21 protein-coding genes are annotated in these 22,504 nt (G+C 68.0%); 11 read left to right on the top strand and 10 right to left on the bottom strand.

The features are described from left to right. Positions 1–5: 5 nt before the first annotated feature. Positions 6–539, bottom strand: coding sequence for a phosphoribosyltransferase (locus OU998_RS03680; protein ID WP_267515496.1), 534 nt, complete (start codon positions 537–539; stop codon positions 6–8). Beyond that, positions 532–1,581, bottom strand: a complete 1,050-nt coding sequence (locus tag OU998_RS03675; protein ID WP_267515495.1) for an MJ0042-type zinc finger domain-containing protein — start codon at positions 1,579–1,581, stop codon at positions 532–534. The genes OU998_RS03680 and OU998_RS03675 overlap by 8 nt, the downstream gene beginning before the upstream one ends. A gap of 71 nt (positions 1,582–1,652) precedes the next feature. Here OU998_RS03675 and OU998_RS03670 point away from each other — a divergent pair, with 71 nt between their 5' ends. The 5 genes from OU998_RS03670 to OU998_RS03650 are packed head-to-tail and all read left to right on the top strand — an operon-like array spanning position 1,653 to position 5,463. Next, positions 1,653–2,372 (top strand): cell division ATP-binding protein FtsE, encoded by a 720-nt coding sequence (locus OU998_RS03670; RefSeq protein ID WP_267515494.1) that lies wholly within the window; start codon positions 1,653–1,655, stop codon positions 2,370–2,372. After that, positions 2,369–3,271: a cell division protein FtsX gene (locus tag OU998_RS03665; protein WP_267515493.1), complete on the top strand. Its 903-nt coding sequence runs from the start codon at positions 2,369–2,371 to the stop codon at positions 3,269–3,271. The genes OU998_RS03670 and OU998_RS03665 overlap by 4 nt, the downstream gene beginning before the upstream one ends. Then, a complete protein-coding gene (locus tag OU998_RS03660) occupies positions 3,268–3,921 on the top strand; it encodes a YdcF family protein (protein ID WP_267515492.1) in 654 nt (217 codons plus the stop codon). The genes OU998_RS03665 and OU998_RS03660 overlap by 4 nt, the downstream gene beginning before the upstream one ends. Further along, complete coding sequence (locus tag OU998_RS03655) at positions 3,922–4,653, top strand: lysophospholipid acyltransferase family protein (protein WP_267515491.1); 732 nt, start codon at positions 3,922–3,924, stop codon at positions 4,651–4,653. A gap of 24 nt (positions 4,654–4,677) precedes the next feature. Continuing rightward, a complete protein-coding gene (locus OU998_RS03650; RefSeq protein ID WP_267515490.1) occupies positions 4,678–5,463 on the top strand; it encodes a MipA/OmpV family protein in 786 nt (261 codons plus the stop codon). 21 nt (positions 5,464–5,484) lie between these two features. Here the strand turns inward: OU998_RS03650 and hisC are convergent, their stop codons facing one another. The 4 genes from hisC to OU998_RS03630 all read right to left on the bottom strand — a co-directional run bounded on the left by hisC (position 5,485) and on the right by OU998_RS03630 (position 11,236). After that, positions 5,485–6,588, bottom strand: coding sequence for a histidinol-phosphate transaminase (hisC, locus tag OU998_RS03645; protein WP_267515489.1), 1,104 nt, complete (start codon positions 6,586–6,588; stop codon positions 5,485–5,487). A 14-nt stretch (positions 6,589–6,602) separates the two neighbouring features. Next, positions 6,603–7,289 (bottom strand): hypothetical protein, encoded by a 687-nt coding sequence (locus OU998_RS03640; RefSeq protein ID WP_267515488.1) that lies wholly within the window; start codon positions 7,287–7,289, stop codon positions 6,603–6,605. After that, positions 7,289–8,341 carry a DUF2125 domain-containing protein gene (locus OU998_RS03635; protein ID WP_267515487.1) on the bottom strand — a complete coding sequence of 351 codons (1,053 nt, stop codon included), beginning with the start codon at positions 8,339–8,341 and terminating at the stop codon, positions 7,289–7,291. Before OU998_RS03635 ends, OU998_RS03640 begins: the two co-directional genes overlap by 1 nt. Before the next feature lie 66 nt (positions 8,342–8,407). Further along, positions 8,408–11,236, bottom strand: coding sequence for an ATP-dependent DNA helicase (locus OU998_RS03630; protein WP_267515486.1), 2,829 nt, complete (start codon positions 11,234–11,236; stop codon positions 8,408–8,410). 154 nt (positions 11,237–11,390) lie between these two features. Between OU998_RS03630 and OU998_RS03625 the strand changes: the two genes are divergently transcribed. The 6 genes from OU998_RS03625 to OU998_RS03600 all read left to right on the top strand — a co-directional run bounded on the left by OU998_RS03625 (position 11,391) and on the right by OU998_RS03600 (position 18,036). Next, a complete protein-coding gene (locus OU998_RS03625; protein WP_267515485.1) occupies positions 11,391–11,630 on the top strand; it encodes a type II toxin-antitoxin system Phd/YefM family antitoxin in 240 nt (79 codons plus the stop codon). Next, on the top strand, positions 11,630–12,046 hold the full coding sequence (locus OU998_RS03620; RefSeq protein WP_267515484.1) for a type II toxin-antitoxin system VapC family toxin: 417 nt from the start codon (positions 11,630–11,632) through the stop codon (positions 12,044–12,046). The genes OU998_RS03625 and OU998_RS03620 overlap by 1 nt, the downstream gene beginning before the upstream one ends. A gap of 145 nt (positions 12,047–12,191) precedes the next feature. Then, entirely contained in the window at positions 12,192–14,825 is a 2,634-nt protein-coding gene (locus tag OU998_RS03615; protein WP_267515483.1) for a ligase-associated DNA damage response DEXH box helicase, read from the top strand. Further along, positions 14,822–15,574, top strand: coding sequence for a ligase-associated DNA damage response endonuclease PdeM (gene pdeM / locus OU998_RS03610; protein ID WP_267515482.1), 753 nt, complete (start codon positions 14,822–14,824; stop codon positions 15,572–15,574). Before OU998_RS03615 ends, pdeM begins: the two co-directional genes overlap by 4 nt. Positions 15,575–15,686: 112 nt before the next feature. Next, entirely contained in the window at positions 15,687–16,154 is a 468-nt protein-coding gene (locus OU998_RS03605) for a hypothetical protein (RefSeq protein ID WP_267515481.1), read from the top strand. A gap of 103 nt (positions 16,155–16,257) precedes the next feature. After that, a complete protein-coding gene (locus OU998_RS03600) occupies positions 16,258–18,036 on the top strand; it encodes a hypothetical protein (protein ID WP_267515480.1) in 1,779 nt (592 codons plus the stop codon). Positions 18,037–18,087: 51 nt separating this feature from the next. On the opposite strand, the gene OU998_RS03595 is transcribed toward OU998_RS03600, so the two are convergent. From OU998_RS03595 to OU998_RS03580, 4 genes are read right to left on the bottom strand one after another with little or no spacing between them, the layout of a single operon-like run. Continuing rightward, the gene (locus OU998_RS03595; RefSeq protein ID WP_267515479.1) at positions 18,088–19,164 is read right to left on the bottom strand and encodes a protein-glutamate methylesterase/protein-glutamine glutaminase; all 1,077 of its coding nucleotides are present in this window, start codon (positions 19,162–19,164) and stop codon (positions 18,088–18,090) included. 4 nt (positions 19,165–19,168) lie between these two features. Further along, positions 19,169–20,023 (bottom strand): CheR family methyltransferase, encoded by an 855-nt coding sequence (locus OU998_RS03590; RefSeq protein ID WP_267515478.1) that lies wholly within the window; start codon positions 20,021–20,023, stop codon positions 19,169–19,171. Between the two features lie 35 nt (positions 20,024–20,058). After that, entirely contained in the window at positions 20,059–20,550 is a 492-nt protein-coding gene (locus tag OU998_RS03585) for a chemotaxis protein CheW (RefSeq protein WP_267515477.1), read from the bottom strand. Beyond that, entirely contained in the window at positions 20,550–22,475 is a 1,926-nt protein-coding gene (locus OU998_RS03580; protein WP_267515476.1) for a methyl-accepting chemotaxis protein, read from the bottom strand. The genes OU998_RS03585 and OU998_RS03580 overlap by 1 nt, the downstream gene beginning before the upstream one ends. Positions 22,476–22,504: the final 29 nt, after the last annotated feature.

Raw genomic sequence — 22,504 nt, 5'->3', positions numbered from 1 at the left:
AGCGACTAGTCCAGCGCGCAGATGTCCGGCAGGCCACGCAATCCGCCGGCGTTGTCGAGGCCATAGCCGACCAGAAACCGGTTCGGGGCCTCCCAGCCGACGAAGTCCGGCTCGGGGGCGCGCGGGGCAGGCCAGGGCTTGCGGGCGAAGACGCAGGTCAGGACGTCGGACGCTCCGCCCTCGCGGGCGATCCGCACTGCCTCGGCCAGGGACAGGCCGGTGTCGAAGACGTCGTCGAGGATCAGCACCTTACGGCCGGCGATGGGCCGCTGGAACGGCGCATAGACGTCGATCTTGCCGCGGCTGGTCTTTTCGTCGCCATAGGAGGTCAGCCACAGGGCGTCGAAACGGACATTGCGGCCGACACGCGACAAGGCGCGGGTCAGGTCGGCGGCGAACCACAGCCCTCCGGTCAACAGCACGGCCGCAACCGTCTCATCGTCGATGACCGGCGCGATGCGTGCGGCGAGATCCGCGACGACGCGGGCGATGTCGGCCTCGGCCAGAAGGACGGTCGGCGCGGGAGAAAGATCAGCCATGCACGGCGGATACCGCCTCGCCACGACCTCTGTCCACCACGGGAATGGGGCGGGCCTCTATCGGAGCGCCCGCGCCGCGCCCGCTGAGCCCCGGCGCCACGGCCGAACGCAGGCCGTTGGAGGCGGGTGCAAGCTCCGCATGGGCGTCGGCGGGAGCATGGTCCGCCGCAGGATGAGCATCGACCGGCGCATGAGCATCCGGCGCATGAGAATCAGCCGGGGGATGGGCCGGCGCGGCGTGATCGTCACCATGAGCCTCGCCCTGCCCCTCGCCATGAGCCTTGCTCGGCGCCGCATGATCTTCAGAGCCGTGGCCCTTGGCAGGCTTGGCGTGGGACGCGTCCGCCGTCACGAAGTTGACGCCGATGTCCGCCGCATGGCCGCCGGGATCGGGGATGAGGACGGCGAACCCCTGGACCTTGCCCGGCAGGACCGGCGCAGCGTCGATGGCCACAATCTTGAACCCGACCTCCGCGCCGTGCTCGTCCAGCAGGGCGACGCGGACGGGCGGGGCCACGATTTCGGCGTCACGGACGTTGCGCAGGGCGCCGGAGACCAGAACCATCCCCGGATGGGTGGCGACCTCCTTGGCGGTCATGGCCTCAAAGTCCAGGCCGACCGGATTCACGGGCGTCCCTACGGCGGCATAGGCGGCGGCGGCGCGTGGGAAGGCCTCGACCACCTCGACCCGGAACAGGAAGGCCGAGACGATCACGCCGATGAAGGCGCTGGCCAGGCCCGCCCAGACCACGCCATGGGTGGCGGCGCGACGCAGGCGTCGCTGCTGTTCGGCGCGGGCGCGGAAGGCCTTGGGCAGTTCCGGCGCCGGGGTCTCGGCCAGGCTGGCGGGCTCGGAGGCGGCGTCCGGCTCGGGCGTGGAGATGACGCGGGGCTCGGGCGCGACGTTCAATTCCAGGGGTTCATCGCTGGTCGCACGCCAGACTTCGCCGCACGATTTGCAACGCACCTTGCGCCCGTTCGCGCCCACGGCGTCGTCGGGAATAAAATAGCTGGTGGCGCAGGCGGGGCAGGTCAGTATCATGTGGCTGACTGCGAGGCTCTCGCCCCCTCCTGTAAGGCGCGATTTCGCGCCCTGTCCCTGAAACAAACTCTATGCCGTCCTCGCCAACCAGCGCCGCCGATGCCGCCCCCGTGACCGAGACCGTCCGCCTGTCGGGCGTGGGTTTCGGCTATGCGGACGCGCCCGACGTGCTGCGAGACGTTAACCTCATTCTGACGCGAGGCTCTTTCCACTTCCTTACCGGACCGTCCGGAGCCGGAAAGTCTTCGCTATTGCGGCTTTTGACCCTGGCCGACCGACCGACCACAGGAAGCATCCGTCTGTTCGGCGCCGATGTGTCGGATATCGACCGACGCGACATCCCGGCCTTTCGCCGCCGCATGGGGGTGGTGTTCCAGGATTTCCGTCTGCTGGACCATCTGTCGGCCTTCGACAACGTCGCCCTGCCTCTGCGACTGGCGGGCGGGCGCGAGGCCGACTACGCCGCCGATGTGGAAGAAATGCTGAAATGGGTCGGCCTGGGCCGCCGAATGGACGCCCGCCCCCCGGCCCTGTCCGGCGGAGAGAAACAGCGTCTGGCCATCGCCCGCGCCGTCATCACCCGCCCTGGCCTGATCGTCGCCGACGAACCGACCGGCAGCGTGGACGCCGTCATGGCTGACAAGCTGTTGCGTCTGTTCCAGTCGCTGAACCGTCTGGGGGCCACCGTCCTGATCGCCAGCCACGATCAGGCCCTGGCCGAACGCTCGGGCGCGCAGGTGCTGCGGCTGGACCAGGGCCGGCTCAGCAAGGCCAAAAGGGCTGCGGCATGATCCGGCTGTCCGACTTCCGCCTGTCGAGGGGACGCCCCGGCCTCTTGCCGCCCGCCGCCGCTGGCGAGCCCTGGCTGATGACGGTCATCGCCGTACTGTGTTTCCTGGCCTGTCTGGCCGCCGTCGCCGCCTCCGCCGCCGACCGCGCCGCCCATGGCTGGGCGCGCCAGCTGGGGTCCGAAGCGACGGTCCAGGTCCGTCCCCGCGTCGGCGAAAGCGGCGACACCGCCGCCGCCCGCGCGGCCGAAACCCTGTCGGGGGTCGAAGGGGTCGAAGAGGCGGCGGCCCTGGACCGCAAGGCGGCCGAGGATCTGCTGCGCCCCTGGCTGGGCGACGCGGTGCTGCCGGATCTGCCCCTGCCGCATCTGGTGACGGTGCGGCTGAAACCCGACGCCCCCGCCAGCCCTGTGACCCTGAGCCGCGCCCTGGCCGAGGCCGGGCTGGACGCCACGGTCGATGATCACAGCCTGTGGCGCGGCGAGGTCGAACGCTCGGCCGCCCTGATCACAACCCTGGCCGCCGCCGCCTTCCTGGCCACCGCCTTCGCCGCCGCCGCCGCCATCGCCTACGCCACCCGCGCCGGCCTCGCGGCGGGACGCGGCGTGATCGAGACCCTAAGCCTGAACGGCGCTACCGATGGACGCATCGCCTGGCTGTTCCAGCGGCGGTTCGCCCTGATCGCCGCCGGCGCCGGCGCCATAGGCGCGGGATCGGCCGCCCTGCTGCTGGCCTTTTTGCGGTTCCTCGGCGGTTCGGACGGCCTGTCCCAGGCTCTGCCGGTGACCTGGGGCGACCTGCTGCTGCTCTCGCCATGTCCGCTGCTGGCGGCTACGGTGGCGCTTGTCGCGGCCAGATTCGCCGCCATGCAGGTGCTGGGCTCAGGCAGGAGGAAGGCATGAGGCTGCTCGTCGTTGTCGGCATCGTCGTCCTGATCTGGCTGGTCGGCCTGTTCGCCTTTGCGCACCGGGTGCGCGAACTGACCCCCGCCGAAGATCCCGTCGCCGCCGACGCCATCGTGGCCCTGACCGGCCCGTCGGCCGAGAGGGTCAACGCCGCCATCCGCCTGTTGGAACAGGGCAAGGGCCAGCGCGTCCTGATCTCGGGCGTCAACCGCGAAGTCCGTCGTCGCGAGCTGCGCGAGCTGACCCCCGGCTCCAGCCGCCTGTTCAACTGCTGCGTGGACCTGGGTTTTGAGGCTGAGGACACCGTCGGCAACGCCCAGGAGATCGCCGCCTGGTCGCGTTCGAAGGGCTACCGCCACCTGATCGTCGTCACCTCCGACTATCATATGCCCCGTTCGCTGGTGGAGATCCGCGGCCAGCTGCCGGGCGTGAAGTTGACGCCCTATGCCGTCTCAACGCCGTCGCTGGACAACCGGCATTGGTGGCGCGCGACGGTGACGGCGCGTCGGATGACGCTGGAATACATGAAATATCTGGCCGCCCTGGGTCGCGAGGGCGTGCGTCGCCTCAGCCGCGACGCCCCCGCGACCGACGTTGGGTCCGACACCCCTGTCTCCGATCTTCCCCCCGAAAAGGCGCCCGCCTAAGTGAACACCCTGCGTTCCCTGCTCTTCACCGCCTGGCTCTATCTGTCGATGCCGATCGTCGCCGTCGGCCTGTCCCCGGCCCTGCTCGGACCCCACCGCTACGCCCAGGGGGTTTGCAAGCTGTGGGCCAAGGTCGTCCTGTTCGGCCTGCGCTGGATCGCCGGGGTGAAGGTCGAAGTGCGGGGGCTGGAGCATGCGCCCTCGGGCGCAGCCCTGATCGCGTCGAAACACCAGGGCATGCTGGACATCGTCGCCCTTCTGGCGGTCCTGCCCGACGCCTGTTTCGTCATGAAGAAGGAGCTGATGCCCCTGCCCTTCTTCGGCTGGTTCGCCTGGAAGGCCAAGATGATCGCCGTGGACCGCGCCGGCCACGCCAAGGCGCTGAAGGACATGACGCGTCAGGCCCGCGAGCGCCTGTCCGAGGGTCGGCAGATCGTCATCTTCCCCGAGGGCACTCGCAACGACCCCGGCGTCCCCGGCGACTACAAGCCCGGCGTCGCCGCCATCTATCGCGATCTGGAAGGCCCCTGCTGGCCCGTCGCCACCAACTCCGGCGTCCACTGGCCCGCCCACGGCTTCCGCCGTTATCCGGGCAAGGTGGTGTTCGAATTCCTGGAGCCGATCCCCGCCGGGCTGAAGCGCGGGGCGATGATGGCGTTGCTGGAAAGTCGCATTGAGACGGCATCTGCAGCCTTGTTGGAGCCAAAGGCCCCGCTCGAACGTATGGGCTGACCACCCCTATATTAGGAACCCCCAATGTCCCTGCGTCTCCTGGCCCTGACCGCCGTCGCCGCCACCGCCTTCGCCGGCTCCGCCCTGGCCCAGTCCCAGCCCTATGAGCAGCTGCGCCCTGCGCCCGAGGGCTGGACCGTCGATCTCGGCGTCGGCGCCCTCTACAGCAAGGACAGCGGCGGCGACACGGGCTCAGAAACCCAGGTCGTGCCCTGGGTGTCCGCCAACTATCGCGACTTGGTCTATCTGAGCGCCATCGACGGCCTGGGCTGGAACGCGATCAAGACCGACGACTTCCGCGCCGGCCTGCAACTGCGCCCGCGCTTCTCGCCCGAGGACATTGAAGGCCTGGACCTGGACCGCCCCGACTTCGGCGCCGATGTCGCCGCCTACGCCTTCAAGCGGCTGCCCGGCAATATCGTGGTCGGCGGCCGGGTCAGCCGCGATGTGACGGACGTCAGCGAGGGCACGGAATACTACGCCTCGGTCGGCCACCAGCGCGTGACGCCGATCGGCCTGATGAACCTCTCGGTCTATGCGCGCGGCGGCGACGCCAAGCTGGCCGACGCCTATTACGGCGTCAGCGCCGCAGAGGCCGCCCGCAACGGCATCGACGCCTATTCGCCGGGCAGCGGCCTGCAAGGCGCCGGCGCCAGCCTGTTCCTGCTGGTTCCGATCAACGACAAATGGGGCGCCGGCGCCCTGATCAACTATGAGCGCCGCCTGGGCGACGTGGCCGACAGCCCCCTGTCGGAAGAAGACGACACCATCCGCACGGGCGTCTTCTTCGCCCGTCGCTTCGGCGGCTGACGGCGAAACAGCGGCGACCGGTCAGGTCGCCGCGAACTCGCTCAGCGCGTCGATGACGGCGCGGTTCTGATCCTCGGTGCCGATGGTGATGCGCAGGCCTTGCGGCAGGCCATAACCGCCGACGCCCCGGACGATGATCCCCTTGGCGTTCAGATAGTCGCTGGCGGCCGCGGCGCGTTCGGCGGCGTCGAACAGCACCAGGACGAAGTTGCCCGCGCTGGGCAGGACTTCGAAGCCGAAGCCGCGCAGGGCCTGGGTCAGGCGCGGCTTCCAGGCCGTGATCAGGTCGCGCGACGCCTGCTGGTGCGCCTCGTCGCCCACGGCCGCAGCCGCAGCTTCCAGCCCCGGAACCGAGACGTTGAACGGCAGGCGGATCCGGTCCATCGCCTCGACCATCGCCAAGGGCGCGTAGCCGAAGCCGATGCGCAGGCCGCCCAGGCCATGGATCTTGGAGAAGGTGCGGGTGACGACGATGTTGGCCGCGTCCTTGGCCAGCGGGAAGGCGGTCTCCCAGTCGGCCTCGACGACATATTCCGCATAGGCCTCGTCGATCACCAGAATGACGTCGGCCGGCAGGCCGGCATGCAGGCGGCGAATCTCCTCGCCGGTGTTGTAGCTGCCGGTCGGGTTCGACGGGTTGGAGACATAGACGATCTTCGTCCGGTCATCGACCTGGGCCAGAAGCGCGTCGACCTCGGCCTTGAAGTTCGGCTCGGGCGCCAGCTTGACCTGGGCCTCGCAGCCCAGGGCGCTGATCCGGTAGGCCAGAAAGCCGTACTGGCCGCAGACGATATTGTCGCCCGCCGTCAGATAGGTCTGGTTCAGCAGGGCGAAGACCTCGTCCGAGCCGTTGCCGAAGATCAGCCGCTCGGGCTCCAGCCCATGCTTTTGCGCCACCGCGCCCCGCAGCTTGGTCGCGCGGCCGTCCGGATAGATATGGATGGTCTTGATCGCGGCCTCATAGGCCGCGCGCGCCTTTTCACCCGCGCCCAGCATGTTCTCGTTCGAGGACAGTTTCATCGGCTCGGCCACGCCGGCGATGGACGACTTGCCGCCGACATAGGGGGCGATGTCGAGGATGCCGGGCTTTGCCTGGGGGGCTTGGGGCGCGCGCGCGTCAGTCATAGAAAGCCTTGAACTCAGAAGATGGGGGCGGCGCCGATGACGCCGGTCAGACGGCCGGGGGCATTGTTCAGCCGCCCGTCCTCGGCCTGCACATAGCCCGTCAACACGAACAGCTTCAAGCCGCCCGCCGCAGCCAGGGGATCGGCGACCAGCCCAGCCTCGCCCAGGGCCTCGACGATCTTGGTCTCGGACCAGCCGCTGTCGGTGACCCAGAAGGTGCGGTCGCCCCCCGTCGGGCCCGAGGTTTCCCTGGACACCAGAAAAGCCTGAGGCCGCGCGCGCCCGTCGTCCGGCAGGGCGGCGACGATCCGCAGTTCGGGGCGCGCCAGCAGCCGCCCCCACCAGGGCCGATCCGACGTCAGGTCGAGCATGGCGCGAGAGCCGCCTTCCACCGCCTTCAGGGCCTCGTCGGCCGAAAGGGGGCGGGCCCCAAGGCCATATCGATCGGTCGCCAAGGCCTGGGCCAGACCACCGCATGTCACCAAGGACGGTCCCGTCGCCGCCTCGATCCGCCCCCACAAGGCCTTCAGCGCCGACCGCTCGACAGGGCCGACGTCCGCCGAGAGCTCGCGCAAAGCCAGCACCGCAGCGTCAAACCGATCGCGCGGACCGGCGGCGACCCTGGCCCGCACCGCCTCGACCACCGCTCGGTCCAGCGCCGACAGGACGGCGTCGTCCTGGGGTTCTTCCAGCAGTCCCATCAGAACAGCTTGGGCGCGGGAGCCAGGGGGAAGGGCCCCAGCCAGGTGCGTCCATCCCGGAAAATGACCGTCAGCGCCATGTCTTCGCGCCCGGCGGCGGCATCGGCCCCGGCGACTGCAGCAGCCCCGGCGGCGCCGCCCCGGTTCACCGACCCCTGGCGCGACTCCAGCAGGCCGGACAGGGCTGGCAGAGGCTTTTGAGACTGAAGGGCCACCTGGCCCATCAGTCGCCCGTTCGCATCGGCCTTCAGCACCTCGCTGCTCAAGGTGGCGCGGCTGTCGCCCGCCTGTAGGTCGCCCCGCACCTTGCGGAACGTCCCCCCGCCCTTGGTCCATTGGGAGAAGACCCCGGCCGCGTCCCCGACCTTCAGCAGGTCCGCCCGACCGATCGTCGCCTCAAGCTGGGTGGTCAGTTGACCGTCCTGGGCGAAGCCCTCGACCGGGCCGTCGCGGCGTCCCTGACCGTCCACCAGGCGGAACATCACGTCGATGTCGTCGCTCGGCGCGGTCGAGCCCTCCAGATGGGGGCGGGAATAGAATTCGATCCGCGCGGCCCGGGCGATGGGGAAGGGCTCGCCGTCGGCCTGGGCGGCAAAGACCGGATTGACCAGCTCCAGCGCCAGATTGGGCCAGCGTTGATCGATGCCGCTGGCGCTCATGCGGATGGCGTCGCCCGTGACCGCCACCTTGCCCTTGCCCGCGCGGGTCAGGGTCAGGCCTTCAGGTGCGACGATGACCCATTTAGTCGGCTGATAGGCGTTGGCCTCGGCGTTCAACGCGGGCGCCGCGACGGCGTGGCCGGACGGGGCGGCGATGGTCACATCGGTCAATCTGACATTCGCGCGGAAGGGCCAGCCCACGATCCGCTTGTCGGCGTAGCGGACCTCCCATCCTTGCTCGCGCAACGCCACAGCCTGGGCCTCGAGCCCGGCGTCGATCTGACGCGTCAGATAGAACCACCAGCCCGTCCACGCCGCCAGGGCGACCAGCGCCAGGATGAAGGGCGCATATAGGCTCGCTCGGCTGTGTCGCTTGGTCGGAAGATCAGTCATGCGGTCTTCTTAATCGATGCGACGGCTTGCTCGCTACTGTCAGCAAGGTCGCAACGGGTCCAAGGATCAGGTCGCAAGAAAGGCCCGCACCGTCTCGACCGCGTCCGCCAGGCCCATCCGCTGCACCTCGGTCCCCGGCGGCAGGCTGGCGAACAGCCGCGTCGGGGTGGCGGCGTCCAGCATCAGGAAGACGCCCTTGTCGTCCCCCCGTCGGATCAACCGCCCGAAGGCCTGGGCTATGCGGGCGCGGGCCAGGGCGTCGTCATAACCCTTGCCCTGCGAGAACTGGCCGCCCAGTCGTTCGCGCCGCGCCTTGTGCAGCAGGTCCGGGCGCGGCCAGGGTACGCGGTCGAACGCCAGCACGCGCAGGGACCGCCCCGGCACGTCCACCCCGTCCCGCACCGCGTCGGTGCCCAGCAGACAGGCGTTCTCCTCGACCCGGAACATGTCCACCAAGGCGCCCACCTCCAGCGGATCGACGTGCTGGGCGTAGAGCGGCACCCCCGCCTTCGCCAGGTCCGGACCCAGCCGCTCATAGACCGCCTTCAGCCGACGGATGGCGGTGAACAGGCCCAGCCCCCCGCCCCCGGCCGCCAGGAACAGTTCGCGCATCGCCGCCGCCGTCTGGCGCGGATCATCCTTGATCAGGTCGTTGACGACGATGACCCGGCTGTTGGCGGCGTAATCGAACGGACTTTCAACCTTCAGGGTGCGCGGCGGCTCGATCAGCCGGGCCGATCCGGTCCGCAGACGGGCCAGGTCGAACGGGTCTTCCTGCAACGGGTCGGACAGGGTGGCCGAGGTCACCAGCACCCCGTGCGCCGGCACGATCACGGCGGCTTCCAGCGGCACGGTCGGATCGATCCAGTGGCGGCGCAGGGCCACGTCATGGATGCGGCCGAAGGCGGTCTCGGCCGACAGCCAATCGACGAAGTCCGGATCAGGCTGATCCCCGCCGTCCTCCAGCGCCGCCAGCATCGAGCGCCAGCCCGGCAGGGTCATCCGCGCCCGCCGGTCCAGACCGCGCAGCGCCCCCTCGATCCGCGACCGTTGCGCTCCGTCCAGCTCGGCCGCCTCGTCGTCGAGAATGTCTTCCAGGTGCCGCGACAGGGCCAGCAGCGGCGCCTCCAGCGCGGCCAGGGCCTGGGCCGCCGCGCGGGCGGTCTCGGCCACCGGATCGGTCACCGGCTTCAGCGCGCACTCCATGCCGAACTCCGGCCCGCCGTATGTGTTGGTCTCGGCCGTGCGCGCCCGCAACTGATCCAGAGCTGCCGCCAGAAAGGCCTCGATAGGACCGATGGGGTTGACCTCGCCCGAGGCCGGAGCGACCCGACCCGACACACCCTCGCCCGGAAGCGCCGCCGAGGCGCGGATGGCGTCCTGCAAGGCCTTCAACGCCGCCTCATTGTCCCCGACCATGTCACCCAGCCGCTGTTCCAGACCGCGACCGCGGCGGCCTCGCCCCTCAGGACCGCGTATCCAGCGGCGCAGCTCGGCCGCTTCCTGGCCCGACAGACAGGCGGAAAAGGCGCTGTCGGCCGCGTCGAACAGATGGTGGCCCTCGTCGAAGACGATCCGCTTCAGGGCCGCGGTCTCGCCGTCCTGCTTCTGGCCCCGCGCCGAGCGCGCGCCGTCGAACGCGGCCTGGGTCAGGACCAGGGCGTGGTTGGCGATGACCAGGTCCGCCCGACGACTGGCGCGGATGGTCTTTTCGACGAAACAGCTGCGATAGTGGGGACAGGCGGCGTGGACGCACTCGCCCCGCCGGTCCACCAGATTGGCCGCCCCCGCCGCATGGGCGGGCGCCATGGCGAACAGGCCGGGCAGCCAGCCCGGGAAATCCCCGCCGGTCATGTCGCCGTCGCGCGTATGCAAGGCCCAGCGCCCCGCCAGGGCCAGGCCGATCAAGTCGCCGTTCCCCAACTGGGCCGCCTGAACCATGTCCTGAAGATTGAGGACGCAGAGATAGTTCTCGCGCCCCTTGCGGATGACGGTCTTCTTCTTGCGCTCTTCCGGGTCGGGCCACAGAGCATGGCTTTCCCGGTCGATCTGGCGTTGCAAGGCCCGCGTATAGGTCGAAATCCACGCCGCCCCCTGGTTCCGCTCGGCCCACAGGGAGGCCGGCGCCAGATAGCCTAGGGTCTTGCCCGTACCGGTGCCCGCCTCGGCCAGCAGGACGCGCGGCCGCCCCTCCTCATTGCGCGGCGAAAAGGCGAAGGCGGCCTCTGCGGCGTAGTCGGACTGGGTCGGCCGTGTCTCGTCCAGACCCGAGGCCTGAAGCAGTTTGGCAAGGCGGATGCGCGCGCTCTCGCTGTCGACGGGGGTTGAGCCGGCCTCGCCGCGCGGCGCCTCGTCCTCCCACTCCGACAGCCGGCTCCAGACGTCCAGGCCCGACCCGCGATGCTGGCGCGGCCGCACCCCGCCGGCCTCCAAGGCCTGCACCGCCCGCTCGCCCCAGGCCCAGCCGGCGCGTTGCAGCGTCAAGGCCAGAACATAGGCGGCCTCTCGTTCCGGATAGGCGGCCGCCGCCAGTTCACGCAGCAGCACGGCCGCCGCCTCGCGCAACGCCGCCGCCTGCGCCTCGGGCGACTTCGGCTCCGCCAAGCCCAGCGACAGGGACAACCCCGTCGGCGACGGCGCGCAGAACTGGGCAGGCCGCACGAAGGCGTACAGCTCCAGCACATCCATCAGCTCGCCGGATCGAGGCGGCGGCGTCAGCCCCAGCCGCCGCGCCGTCAGCGAGGCATGGGCCACCAGCACGGCCCCGCCGGTAAACAAGCCCTCGGCCGCCCCTCGCCCGATCTTCCTCGATCCCGCCTCATCGCACACCGCCCCCGCGCCCGGCGGGGTGGCGAGCGCCGGCGGCAGATCGAGCCAGGGCTCAGCGCCGCTCACGCGGGATTCTGCAATGACGGATTCGTCGGACACGACCGATAGATAGCGATCTCGGAGCCGAAACGGAACGAGAACATTTCATTGACCAAAAGGCTCAGCAAGAGTATGGCCATACACGGTAGCCAGATTGGAGATGCGGAGAATGAGTTGGAGCGTGGCGAAGGCCAAAGACAACTTTTCCGAGGTCATTCGGAGATCTCGGACTGAAGGTCCCCAAGAGATTTCGCTGCACGGCGAGGCGGCAGCGGTCGTCCTCTCCGCCGAAGATTTCCGCCGCCTTAAAGACCCGCGAGCGTCGCGCGACTTCAAGGACTGGCTGCTGAACGGCCCCTCTCTCGAGGGCGTCGATCTGGAACGCGACCGCCGACCGGCGAGGGAAATCGATCCCTTCTGATGTTCCTGCTCGACACCAACGTCATCAGCGAACCCAAGCGCGCGCGTCCTGATGCGGGGGTTATTGCATGGCTGGCCGACCAGTTGCTGTCGGACCTGCATCTCAGCGTCATCACCGTGGGCGAGCTGCGACGCGGCATCGTGCGATTGGAGCCGGGGCGGCGCCGCGACGATCTAGACTACTGGCTGACGGATCTTATCCTACGGTATGGCGCACGCATTCTGCCAGTCGATCTGGAGGTCACAGAGCGTTGGGCGTCTTTGGCCGAAACTGCTCGCACCTTGGGCCGCCCGTCGGAAATGACGGACGAGTTGATCGCGGCGACGGCTCACGTCCACGGCCTGACAGTAGTCACACGTAACACTCGGCATTTCGAGCATAGCGGATGCCGCATTCTATCGCCTTGGAGCGAATGATGCGCAGGGCACGACGCATCGCACCGCTAGTCGCATTGACGCCTTTTATTGGCGTCACGATACTGATGTGGCGGCTGGGAACCAGCGAGTTCGTTGCTCAAGATGCGTGCCTCGACTCTGGCGGTCGCTGGGGTGAAGACGGACAATGTCAGTTCGAGCAATCGGCGGAGTGACGACGCTTCCGCCGCTCTTCGCCGATTGGTTCGCCGGGCGCGGCTGGTCGCCCCGGCGGCATCAGCTGGAGATGGTTGCAGCGGGTGAAGCAGGCGCACACGCCCTGCTGGTCGCCCCGACCGGCGGGGGCAAGACCCTGGCCGGGTTTCTACCCAGTCTGATCGATCTGGCCGAACGCGGGCCCAGGCCGCAGACGGGGCCAGGGTCGGGCGTCCACACCCTTTATCTGTCGCCGTTGAAGGCCCTGACCACCGACGTTGAGCGCAATCTGATGACGCCGATCCGCGAGATCGGGCTGAACATCCATGTCGAGACGCGGACCGGCGACACCAAACAGTCCAAACGCCAGCGTCAGCGCGACTTCCCTCCCGACATCCTGCTGACCACGCCGGAACAGCTGGCCCTGTTCTGCGCCTGGGAGGGGGCTCGATCCTATTTCGCCGATCTGAAATGCGTCGTGCTGGACGAGGTGCACGCGATCTGGAGCGGCAAGCGCGGCGATCTGCTGTCGCTGGGGCTGGGGCGGCTACAGAGCTTCGCTCCCCAGATGCGCCGTGTGGGTCTTAGCGCGACCATCGAAGACCCGGACCTGATCCGGGGGTGGCTGGCGCCCCGAATTCCTTCTCCCCTTGCGGGAGAAGGTGGCTCGCGGAGCGAGACGGATGAGGGGTTGCTTCCGAACGTACCGGCGCCCGCCGTCGAGGCTGAACCGCCCCCTCATCCGAGCCCTTCGGGCCCACCTTCTCCCGCAAGGGGAGAAGGGGTTATCTTGGTCCGTGGCGACCCCGGCGCCCCGGCCGTCATCGATGTCCTGATCTCCGAGGGCAAGGTGCCCTGGGCCGGCCACACCGGCCAGCACGCCATCCCCGAGGTCTACACCGCCATCCAGCGCGCCGGTCTGACCCTGATCTTCGTCAACACCCGCTGGCAGTCGGAGTTTGTCTTCCAGCAGCTGTGGGCGATCAACGACGACAATCTGCCCATCGGCCTGCACCACGGCTCGCTCGCGGCGGAGCAAAGGCGCAAGATCGAGGCGGCCATGGCGCGCGGCGATCTGCGCGCCGTCGTCTGCACCTCCACCCTGGACCTCGGCATCGACTGGGGCGACGTCGATCTGGTCATCCAGATGGCCGCGCCCAAGGGCTCCAGCCGTCTGGTCCAACGGATCGGCCGCGCCAACCACCGGCTGGACGAGCCGTCGCGCGCCCTGCTGGTGCCGGCCAGCCGGTTCGAAATGCTGGAATGCCAGGCGGCGCGCGAGGCGGTGGCCGACAACGCCTTCGACTGGGAGCCGATCCACATCGGCACCCTGGACACCCTGGCCCAGCACATCATGGGCGTCGCCTGTTCCGAAGCCTTCGACATGCCGGCCCTGTACGACGAGATCACCGGCTGCGGCCCCTATCGCGACCTGACCTGGGAGCAGTTCGAGGCGGTGGTCGATTTCGTCGCCACCGGCGGCTATGCGCTGCGCACCTACGACCGGTTCGCCCGGATTGTCCGCACCCCGGACGGCCGCTGGAAGGCCCGAACCAAGGACATCGCCCAGCGGCACCGGATGAACGTCGGCGCCATCGTCTCGGCCGGAACCCTGAATGTGCGGGTGGCCGGCCGTCGCGGCGGGGCCTCGCGCCAGCTGGTTGCGGGCCGCAAGGTCGGCGAGGCCGAGGAATGGTATTTCGAACAGCTGACGCCTGGCGACACCTTCCTGTTCGCCGGCCAGGTCTGGGCCTTTCAGGGCATTGTCGGCACCGACGCCCTGGTCAGCCACGCCAATGACAAGGAGCCCAAGATCCCGTCCTGGGGCGGGTCGAAATTCCCCCTGTCCACCTCGCTGGCCGACCGGGTGCGCTCCATGATCCAGGACCGCGACCACTGGCGCGTCCTGCCGCCCGACGTTCAGGAGTGGCTGGAGCTTCAGGCCGAGCGCTCGGTCATTCCCGACGCCGAATCCATGCTGGTCGAGACCTTCCCGCGCGGCAGCCGGCACTTCCTGGTCGCCTATCCGTTCGAGGGCAATCTGGCCCACACCACCCTGTGCATGCTGCTGACCCGCCGGCTGGACCGGCTGGGCGTCGGGCCGCTGGGTTTCGTCGTCACCGACTATTCGCTGGCCATCTGGTCGATCAAGCCGATGGACGGGATCGACCTGGACGCCCTGTTCCAGTCGGACATGCTGGGCGACGACCTGGAGGCCTGGCTGGAAGAAAGCTTCATGATGAAGCGCGCCTTCCGCAACTGCGCCCTGATCTCCGGCTTGATCGAGCGCCGCCAGCCCGGCGCCGAAAAGACCGGACGGCAGGTGACCTTCTCCACCGACCTGATTTATGACGTGCTGCGCCGCCACCAGCCCGACCACCTGCTGCTAAAGACCGCCCGCGCCGACGCCGCCTCGGGCCTGTTGGACGTGGCGCGCCTGGGCCAGATGCTGGCGCGGATCGAGGGCCGGATCCGACATCAGCCCTTGACGCGTCCCTCGCCCTTCTGCGTGCCGGTCCTGGTGCAGATCGGGCGCGAACGAGTCGGCGGAGACGCTGCGGAGATGATTTTGGACGAAAGCGCCGAACATCTGATCGCCGAAGTCATGGACGAGGACGCGGCATGAACGCCGCCCTGCGCCAGACCCTGTCCCCCGCCCGCAAGCCCTGCGGTTCGCTGCGGGTTCAGATCGCGGGCGAAACCTGCGTGTTGCGCTGTTCCGGCGCCTTGTGGCTTCCAGCCTACCGCGCCCTGATCGTGGCGGACCTTCACCTGGAAAAGGGTTCGGCCTTCGCCGCGCGCGGCCAGATGCTGCCGCCCTATGACAGCCGCGCCACTCTGGACCGGCTGGAGGCCGAGATCGCCGATCTGGATCCCGCCATGGTCGTGTTGCTCGGCGACAGTTTCCATGACGCCAAGGCCATCGGGCGGATGGCGGGCGACGATCTGGACCGGCTCCACCGGCTGTCTTCCGGGCGAGATTGGCTGTGGCTGGAGGGCAATCACGACCGCGAAGCCCTAGCGAACCAAGCCAGTCTGTCATCTTCGCTGCCCGGTCGGATCGTCGGCGATCTGCCCCTAGGCGGCCTGCGGCTGACCCACGAACCCGAGGCGCTGACAGCTGCCGACGACCGCCATGGCGAGGTGGCGGGTCACCTTCATCCCGCAGCACGCGTCGTCGGCTATGGGCGCGGCGTGCGCCGGCCCTGTTTCGTCACGGACGGCTCTCGGATCATTCTGCCCGCCTTCGGCGCCTTCACCGGCGGCCTCAGCGTGCGCGACCCTGCGATCGCGGATCTGTTCACCACGCCCCCCCTCGCCGCCGTCCTCGGTCGCGACAAGGTCCACGCCATCGCCTGGAATAGACTGCCTTGAGACTGCGGCCTCGCCGGAGCTGTTCGTAAACTGTTCAGTATGTCGCTTCACCGCATCTTGGGGAGGCCCGTGCAGGATGACGTCATATCAACGTCCTGGACGCCATTCCTTCATGCTTACGTCGCGCCGCATCATCCTCGCCGCTCGCCTGCTGTTTATTTTCGCCGCCACGGGCATGTGCGTGCTGATGCTCGGTCCGTTTCAGGGCCTGGAGCAGGCGTTCGGCTTGAACGACAAGGCCGCCCACGCCATCGCCTTCTACGCAGTGACCGTCGGGCTGTTCCTGATCGCGCCGAGCCGTCGCCGCGATGATCTCGTCATTTTCGTTATCGCCGCCGCACTGGCCGCCGAGGGTCTGCAGTTCTTCACGGGCCGCAGCGTTTCGATGGGGGACTTCCTCGCCGGCGCGGCCGGAGCCGCCGCCGCCTGGCTGCCCGGCTTCGTCGAGCAGGTGCGTCACGCCGCGCGACGGCACCCGAACCTGACGCTGGCCCAGGCTTCGGCGTTCAGCCGTCGCCGTCGGGCCAGACCCTCGACAGCGCCCAGTTCTGCTTCCGCCAGCCGCATTCGCCGGGCCTGACCGCCACTCAACCGGAGGTTACGGCAGACCCGCCGCCTCCGTTTACCTAAGATTTTCATGTCGTGGATAATCTCCCGTCATGACTCTCAGAACGAGACCGTTCATGCAGGCGAATGCGCAACTTCTCGACCCGATCTCAGACGAAAGCTTCGTCACGACCGAAGGGGCGCCCATCGTTGCGTCCGAGGTGACGGACCAGCTTGAGGCGGCCCGCGCGCAAGTCGAGAGCCGTTTTTCGGCCGCCGGAGAACGCTTGTCCGGCTCGCTGGAGATGATCGGCGGCCTGATCGAGGCGCTTGATCGGCTGGGACTGACCCTGAACATCGATTCCGTTTCCCGGACCAGCAACGACCTGCTGGCGACCGCTGCGGGCCTTAACGCCCTGCCTCAGTCCCAGAAGCGCCGCGTTACGCATCTGGACCAGTTGAAAACCGCCAGCGCCCTGCTGGACAAAGACATCGACACGATGCGCACGACGCTGCGCTATCTGCGCGCCTTCGCATTGAACGTGAAGATCACCGCCGGCTCGACCATACGCGCTGCCGACGAGTTCGCCGGCTTCGCCGACCGCATGTGTCAGCAACTGGACTTCGGCGTGTCGCAACTGGACGAACTGGCCGACGAACTGAAGCGACTGACCGGCCAGTTGGACGGCGCACTGACATTCGAACAGGGTTTGGGCGGGAAGTACAAGCAGCTGATCCCTGCGGTGCCGGACAAGCTGGCGGTCGACGCCGAAACCCTTCGGGTCCATCACGCCCGCATCGCCGAGGTGGCGGCTTCCGTTGCGGCCATCGCACGCGACATCCAGATGAAGGTCGGCAAGGCCTTGATGGCGATGCAGATCGGCGACATCACCCGCCAGCGGATCGAACATGTTCAATTGGGCATCCAGGTCTCGGCCCGCACCGTGGCCGAAGCGGATCTCTCGCCCGAGGCGCGGGATCGCGCCGAGCGCCGGCTGCTGCACATGGTGGCCGACCAGATGGCCGATATCGCCACCGACTTCGAAGCCGAAGCCGCCAAGGTGACGCAGAACCTGGCCGGCATGGCCAAGGACACGACCCAGCTGATGGTCATACACGGCCTGTCTGACAAGGGCGGAGATCTGCGCGACCTCGAAGTCAGCCTGGGTCGCGCCGGCCTGTTGGTCGATGACGTGACGGCGGCCATGACCAACGCCCAGCGGATCAGCGGTGAGACCGTCTCCTCCGTCGAGGCCCTGGCGCGGCGCGTCGACGCCATCCAGAAGGTCAAACGCGACATCCAGCAGATGGCGATCAACAGCAGCCTGCGCTGCAACAGGCTGGGCGACATCGGCAAGCCGTTGAGCGTCATCGCCATCGAGTTGAGCAGCCACGCCAGCCAGCTGGAAGACGCCGCCGACGAGACGCTGGGCTCGCTGAAATCCTTGGCCGAACTGGCGCAAAGCGTGTCGGAGACCGAGCCGGAAGGCCCGCAACTCGACGCGAGCCGCCTCAATCGCGTCCACGAGGACTTGCGTCGCGCGGCCGATGTTGTCGAACAGGATCTGGTCGGCCTGGGCGCCCAGGGCGAAGAGACCACACGCTCCCTGGCCCAGGCCTCGGGCCAGCTGGGACTTCAGGAAGATCTGGGCGACGCCCTGCACACCGCCGCCACCGCCCTGGCCGAGGCCGCCGGACCGGTCGTGGACGACCTGACGGATATCGCCGGCGTGGTGGACGCCGCCCTGACAGAGATCGGGCGCTGCTACACCATGGCGCGCGAACGGACCATTCACGCGGCCCACGCGGTCTTCAGCGAGGCCGACCGGGCCGAGACCGGGCAGGACGGCGTGACGGCGGATGTCCCGGCCGAAGCCGCCGAGGCGGTCGACGAGTTCGACGACCTGCTGTTCTGAGATGAAACCCCGACGTCCCGGTCGCCCGGGTCGCGGGCCTAGGCCCTGGTCCTATCTGGACCGATCCACGGCCATGATCTCGCGGGCGATATGCTCCAGCGCCGTAACCTTCTGGGCGGCGCCGCGCGCGATGGCTTCCTTGGGCATGCCGAAGACGATCGAGGTCGCTTCGTCCTGAGCCAAGGTCATGGCGCCGGCCTCCTTCAGCTCAAGCAGCCCTCGCGCGCCATCATCGCCCATGCCCGTCATGATCACGCCCATGGCGTTTTTGCCGGCCGCACGGGCGGCGGAGCGGAACAGGACATCGACGGAGGGGCGGTGGCGCGACACCGGCGGTCCATCCTTGATCGCCACCTGATAGCGCGCGCCGTGGCGTTCCAGCAGCATGTGCTTGTCACCCGGCGCGATCAGGACGTGCCCCCGCAGTACGGGGTCGCCGTGTTGGGCCTCCTTGACCTCAACCTCGCACAGGCTGTTGAGCCGCTTCGAGAAGGCGGCGGTGAAGCCTGCCGGCATGTGCTGGACGATGATGATGCCCGGCGCATTGGCCGGCAGAGCCTGCAACACTTCGCGCAGGGCTTCGGTCCCGCCTGTCGAGGCGCCCAGACAGGCGACCATCTCGGTGGTGCGGGCCATGGCGGCGCCCGTCGGCGGCGGCAGCATGGCGTCGGCGGTCAGTTTGGTGCCCGGATCCAGGCTGCGCGTCGTCGTGCGCCGCGCGCCCAGGCGCGCGCGCGCCGCCGCCTTGACCACGTCGCGGATACGGTCGGCGCTCTCGGCCAGATGGTCAGCCGCCCCGATGCGGGGCTTCAGGATGATATCGACGGCGCCGGCTTCCAGCGCCTGCATCAGGGTCTCGGAACCCGCCTCGGTCAGGGACGAACACATGACCACCGGGATCGGCCGCTGGGCCATCAGTTTGCGCAGGAAGGTGATGCCGTCCATGCGCGGCATCTCGACGTCCAGGGTGATGACGTCCGGCACATCCTCGGCGATACGGCGGGCGGCGACGAAGGGGTCGGAGGCCACGCCCATGACCTCGATGCCGGGATCGGCGGAAAGAATATCGACCAGGGTCTGGCGAACGCTGGCCGAGTCGTCGATGACCAGGACGCGGACCTTGGGCATGGGGTCAGATCTTTCTGAAAACGGTGTTGGCCACAGTGACCAGCGGCAGTTCGATACCGGTGATGCTCTCGGAATGGCCGATGAACAGATGACCGCCGCGCTTCAACCGATCGCACAGGCGTTTCAACACCTTGGCCTGAGTCTGTTTGTCAAAATAGATCATGACGTTACGGCACATGATGATGTCGAACGGATCGCCGACCGAATAGGCCTCGTCCATCAGGTTCACCCTGGCAAGAGATAGTTTCGCCCGCAAGGATGGGTGGATCCGGCCCTCGCGGCGCGTGCTGTCGCGCGAGGTCATGACCCAGCGGCGCATATCGGCCGGCACCGGCGTCAGCATCTCGTTCGGATAGACGCCGCGCAGCGCCGTTTCCAGCACATCGGTCGACAGGTCCGTGCCCAGGATCTGGTAGTCCGGCCCGCCCTGTTCGTCTGCGAACTTCTGCATGACCATGGCCATGGTGTAGGGCTCGGCCCCCATCGAACAGGCGGCGCTCCAGGCGCGGATCCGACGCACCTCGGCGGCCTTGAGTTCAGGCAGGACGTGACTGGCCATATAGTCGAAATGCCGCGGTTCGCGGAAGAAGTCGGTCTTGTTGGTCGTCACCGCATCGATCAGGAAGACGGACTCGGCCTCCAGCCCGTCCTCCTTGAACAGATAGTCGCAGTAGTCGTCGAAGGTGGGGTAGCCAGTGACACGCAGACGACGCCGCAGCCGCCCCTCCAGCATGGTGCGCTTGGTCGAGGGCATCTTGATGCCGCTGTACTCATAGATATAGCGCGCCAGACGCTCGAAATTCCGAGCGCTGATCTGATCGATGATCGGGGCGGTCCGTTCTAGCGCCGCTTGTGACAAGGCCGTGTTCTTTCAGATAAAACGTCGGGCGACCATCAGGCCGCGCGGTCGACTTCGGAGAAGGACGCCATTGAGACGGCGTCCGTACTGGACAACAGTCGGGGCAGATCAATCAGGACGACGAACCCCTCGTCGCGACGCACCACGCCCGAGATATAGTCCGAACGCCATTTGACGCCGATGTCGGGCGAGGGCTCGATCTGGTCGGCGGTGAAGGCTGTGACCTCGAACACCCGGTCGGCGACCAGACCCAGGCTCAGGGTCCGGTCCTCCAGCGGGATGTCCAGCACCAGGATACGGGTGTTCAGCGTCGGCTCGACCGGCGTCATGCCCAGGCGGATCCGCAGATCCGCCGTCGGCACGCCCCGACCCCGCACGTCCGTCAGGCCCAGCAGATAGTCCGGACCGTTGGGGATGCGGGAGGGGGCCTGATAGGTCAGGATTTCCCGCACCAGGCCGACCGGGGCGGCGAAGACCTCGTCGCCCAGGCTGAAGGTGACATACTGGCCCTCGGCGGCCCCGGACATCAGGCGCTCTCCCGGAAGTCCATGTCCTCGGCGTCCGCGCCGCCGGTGGTCATGTCCAGGGCGAAGCCCTTGGCGCGCGCCTGCTGGGCGTGGACGCTGGGCTTGGCCGGCGCAGCCTTGGCGACGGGACGACCGGCCGGCTTGGCGGCGGGCTTGAAGGTCGAGGCGCGGGCCGGGGCGCGACCGGCGCGAGCGCCCGCCGTATCGGTGCGGAAGAAGGCGATCGAGGTCTGCAGTTCCTCGGCCTGGGCCGCCAGTTCCTCGGAGGTGGCCGACATCTGCTCGGACGCGCCGGCGTTCTGTTGGGTCACCTTGTCCAGTTGTTGGATGGCCTCGTTGATCTGGCTGGCGCCGACGTCCTGCTCGCGGCAGGCGGCGCTGATCTCGGACACCAGTTCAGCGGTCTTGCGGATGTCCGGCACCAGGCGTTGCAGCATCTCGCCGGCTTCCTGGGCCGCCTTGACGGTGTCGCCCGACACGGCGCCGATTTCGGCGGCGGCCGTCTGGCTGCGTTCGGCCAGCTTGCGCACTTCCGAGGCGACGACGGCGAAGCCCTTGCCGTGTTCCCCGGCGCGCGCGGCCTCGACCGCCGCGTTCAGGGCCAGCAGATCGGTCTGGCGGGCGATCTCCTGCACGATGCCGATCTTCTCGGCGATGGTGCGCATGGCGTCCACCGCGCGGTTGACCGCCTCGCCACTGGCTTCGGCGTCCTTGGACGACTGGCGCGAGATCTTCTCGGTCTGGGCGGCGTTGTCGGCGTTCTGTTTGATATTGGCGGCCATTTCTTCCATCGAGGCCGAGGCCTGTTCGGCGGCGGCGGCCTGTTCGGTCGCGCCCTGGCTCATCTGTTCCGAGGTGGCCGACAGTTCCTGGCTGCCCCCCGAGACATTGTCAGCGGCCGACAGGGCGTCGGTGACGACGCCGCGCAGACGCTCGACCATGGACTGAAGCGAAATGCCCAGGGTGTCCTTGTCCGACAGCGGCTTGGGTTGGACCGTCAGGTCGCCGTTGGCGATCTCGTCGGCCATGGCAGCGGTGATCCTCAGATTGACGACCATTCTTTCCAGCGAAATGCCCAGGGTGTCCTTGTCTGACAACGGCTTGGGCTGAACGCTCAGGTCGCCTTGAGCGATCTCGTCGGCCATGGCGGCCGTTGCCTTGAGGTTGGCGGTCATGCGGTTGACCGTCACGACCAGATCCTTGATCTCATCATTGGTCGTCACCGCGACGTCCTGGTTCAGATCGCCGATGGCGACCGCGTCGATCGCCGTCGAAATCTTGCGCAGGCCCAGGGTGACAGTGCGCGAGATCCACAAGGCCGCAGCCACGCCGATGATCAGACCCACGATGACCAGGGCAATGAACAGGGTGCGCGCGTTGTCGAAGATATCGTCGCCTTCGAGGCTGGCGGCCTGGCCGCCTTCGACATTGAGGTTCACCAGCTTGACCAGATCCGCCGACAGGTCGTCATAGAGAGGCTCGCTGGCCAACATGGCCTGGGCGGCCGCCGCATTCTCATTCGCGCGGGACAAGCTGAGCACCCGCTCTCCATCCCGCAGATAGTTTTCATACCTGTCCGCAAACTGATTGTAGAGAGAGCGCTCCGAGTCCGACGAAATCAGAGTTTCATATTTTTCTCGGCTGATTTTGATCGCATTCAGTGTCGCGGCAATGTCGTTCTCGACCGCTTCCATACGGACCGGATCGGTCGATATGATATGTGCATACTGCTCCACCCTGAAGTCGGACGTCTCCTTGTTGATACGGTGAATCGCATCAATGCTCGGCATCCAGTTCTCGGCGATGATCGTCGACTGATCGTTGACGCGGCCCATCTCCAGGACGCCCACGATCCCGAGGATCAGGGAGATCGCCAGAACAGCGGCGAAGGCGCCGGCTAGCTTCATCTTAATTGTAGCGCGCATCGTTTTACTCTTTCAGGGTACTGTCGGCG

Source organism: Brevundimonas sp. SL130 (assembly GCF_026625805.1).
Classification (GTDB): Bacteria; Pseudomonadota; Alphaproteobacteria; order Caulobacterales; family Caulobacteraceae; genus Brevundimonas.
Note: the sequence above shows the minus strand (reverse complement) of the source record. Positions and strands in the feature narration are given on the sequence as shown.

Bases quoted from the DNA above. Each gene is read 5' to 3' on its own strand.
- OU998_RS03605 (WP_267515481.1), top strand. From the start codon at position 15,687: ATGCTTACGTCGCGCCGCATCATCCTCGCCGCTCGCCTGCTGTTTATT.
- OU998_RS03615 (WP_267515483.1), top strand. From the start codon at position 12,192: ATGTCAGTTCGAGCAATCGGCGGAGTGACGACGCTTCCGCCGCTCTTC.
- OU998_RS03595 (WP_267515479.1), bottom strand. From the start codon at position 19,164: ATGCCCAAGGTCCGCGTCCTGGTCATCGACGACTCGGCCAGCGTTCGC.
- OU998_RS03635 (WP_267515487.1), bottom strand. From the start codon at position 8,341: ATGACTGATCTTCCGACCAAGCGACACAGCCGAGCGAGCCTATATGCG.
- OU998_RS03600 (WP_267515480.1), top strand. From the start codon at position 16,258: ATGCAGGCGAATGCGCAACTTCTCGACCCGATCTCAGACGAAAGCTTC.
- OU998_RS03640 (WP_267515488.1), bottom strand. From the start codon at position 7,289: ATGGGACTGCTGGAAGAACCCCAGGACGACGCCGTCCTGTCGGCGCTG.
- OU998_RS03620 (WP_267515484.1), top strand. From the start codon at position 11,630: ATGTTCCTGCTCGACACCAACGTCATCAGCGAACCCAAGCGCGCGCGT.
- OU998_RS03585 (WP_267515477.1), bottom strand. From the start codon at position 20,550: ATGTCCGGGGCCGCCGAGGGCCAGTATGTCACCTTCAGCCTGGGCGAC.
- hisC (WP_267515489.1), bottom strand. From the start codon at position 6,588: ATGACTGACGCGCGCGCGCCCCAAGCCCCCCAGGCAAAGCCCGGCATC.
- OU998_RS03650 (WP_267515490.1), top strand. From the start codon at position 4,678: ATGTCCCTGCGTCTCCTGGCCCTGACCGCCGTCGCCGCCACCGCCTTC.
- OU998_RS03660 (WP_267515492.1), top strand. From the start codon at position 3,268: ATGAGGCTGCTCGTCGTTGTCGGCATCGTCGTCCTGATCTGGCTGGTC.
- OU998_RS03580 (WP_267515476.1), bottom strand. From the start codon at position 22,475: ATGCGCGCTACAATTAAGATGAAGCTAGCCGGCGCCTTCGCCGCTGTT.
- OU998_RS03675 (WP_267515495.1), bottom strand. From the start codon at position 1,581: ATGATACTGACCTGCCCCGCCTGCGCCACCAGCTATTTTATTCCCGAC.
- pdeM (WP_267515482.1), top strand. From the start codon at position 14,822: ATGAACGCCGCCCTGCGCCAGACCCTGTCCCCCGCCCGCAAGCCCTGC.
- OU998_RS03665 (WP_267515493.1), top strand. From the start codon at position 2,369: ATGATCCGGCTGTCCGACTTCCGCCTGTCGAGGGGACGCCCCGGCCTC.
- OU998_RS03670 (WP_267515494.1), top strand. From the start codon at position 1,653: ATGCCGTCCTCGCCAACCAGCGCCGCCGATGCCGCCCCCGTGACCGAG.
- OU998_RS03680 (WP_267515496.1), bottom strand. From the start codon at position 539: ATGGCTGATCTTTCTCCCGCGCCGACCGTCCTTCTGGCCGAGGCCGAC.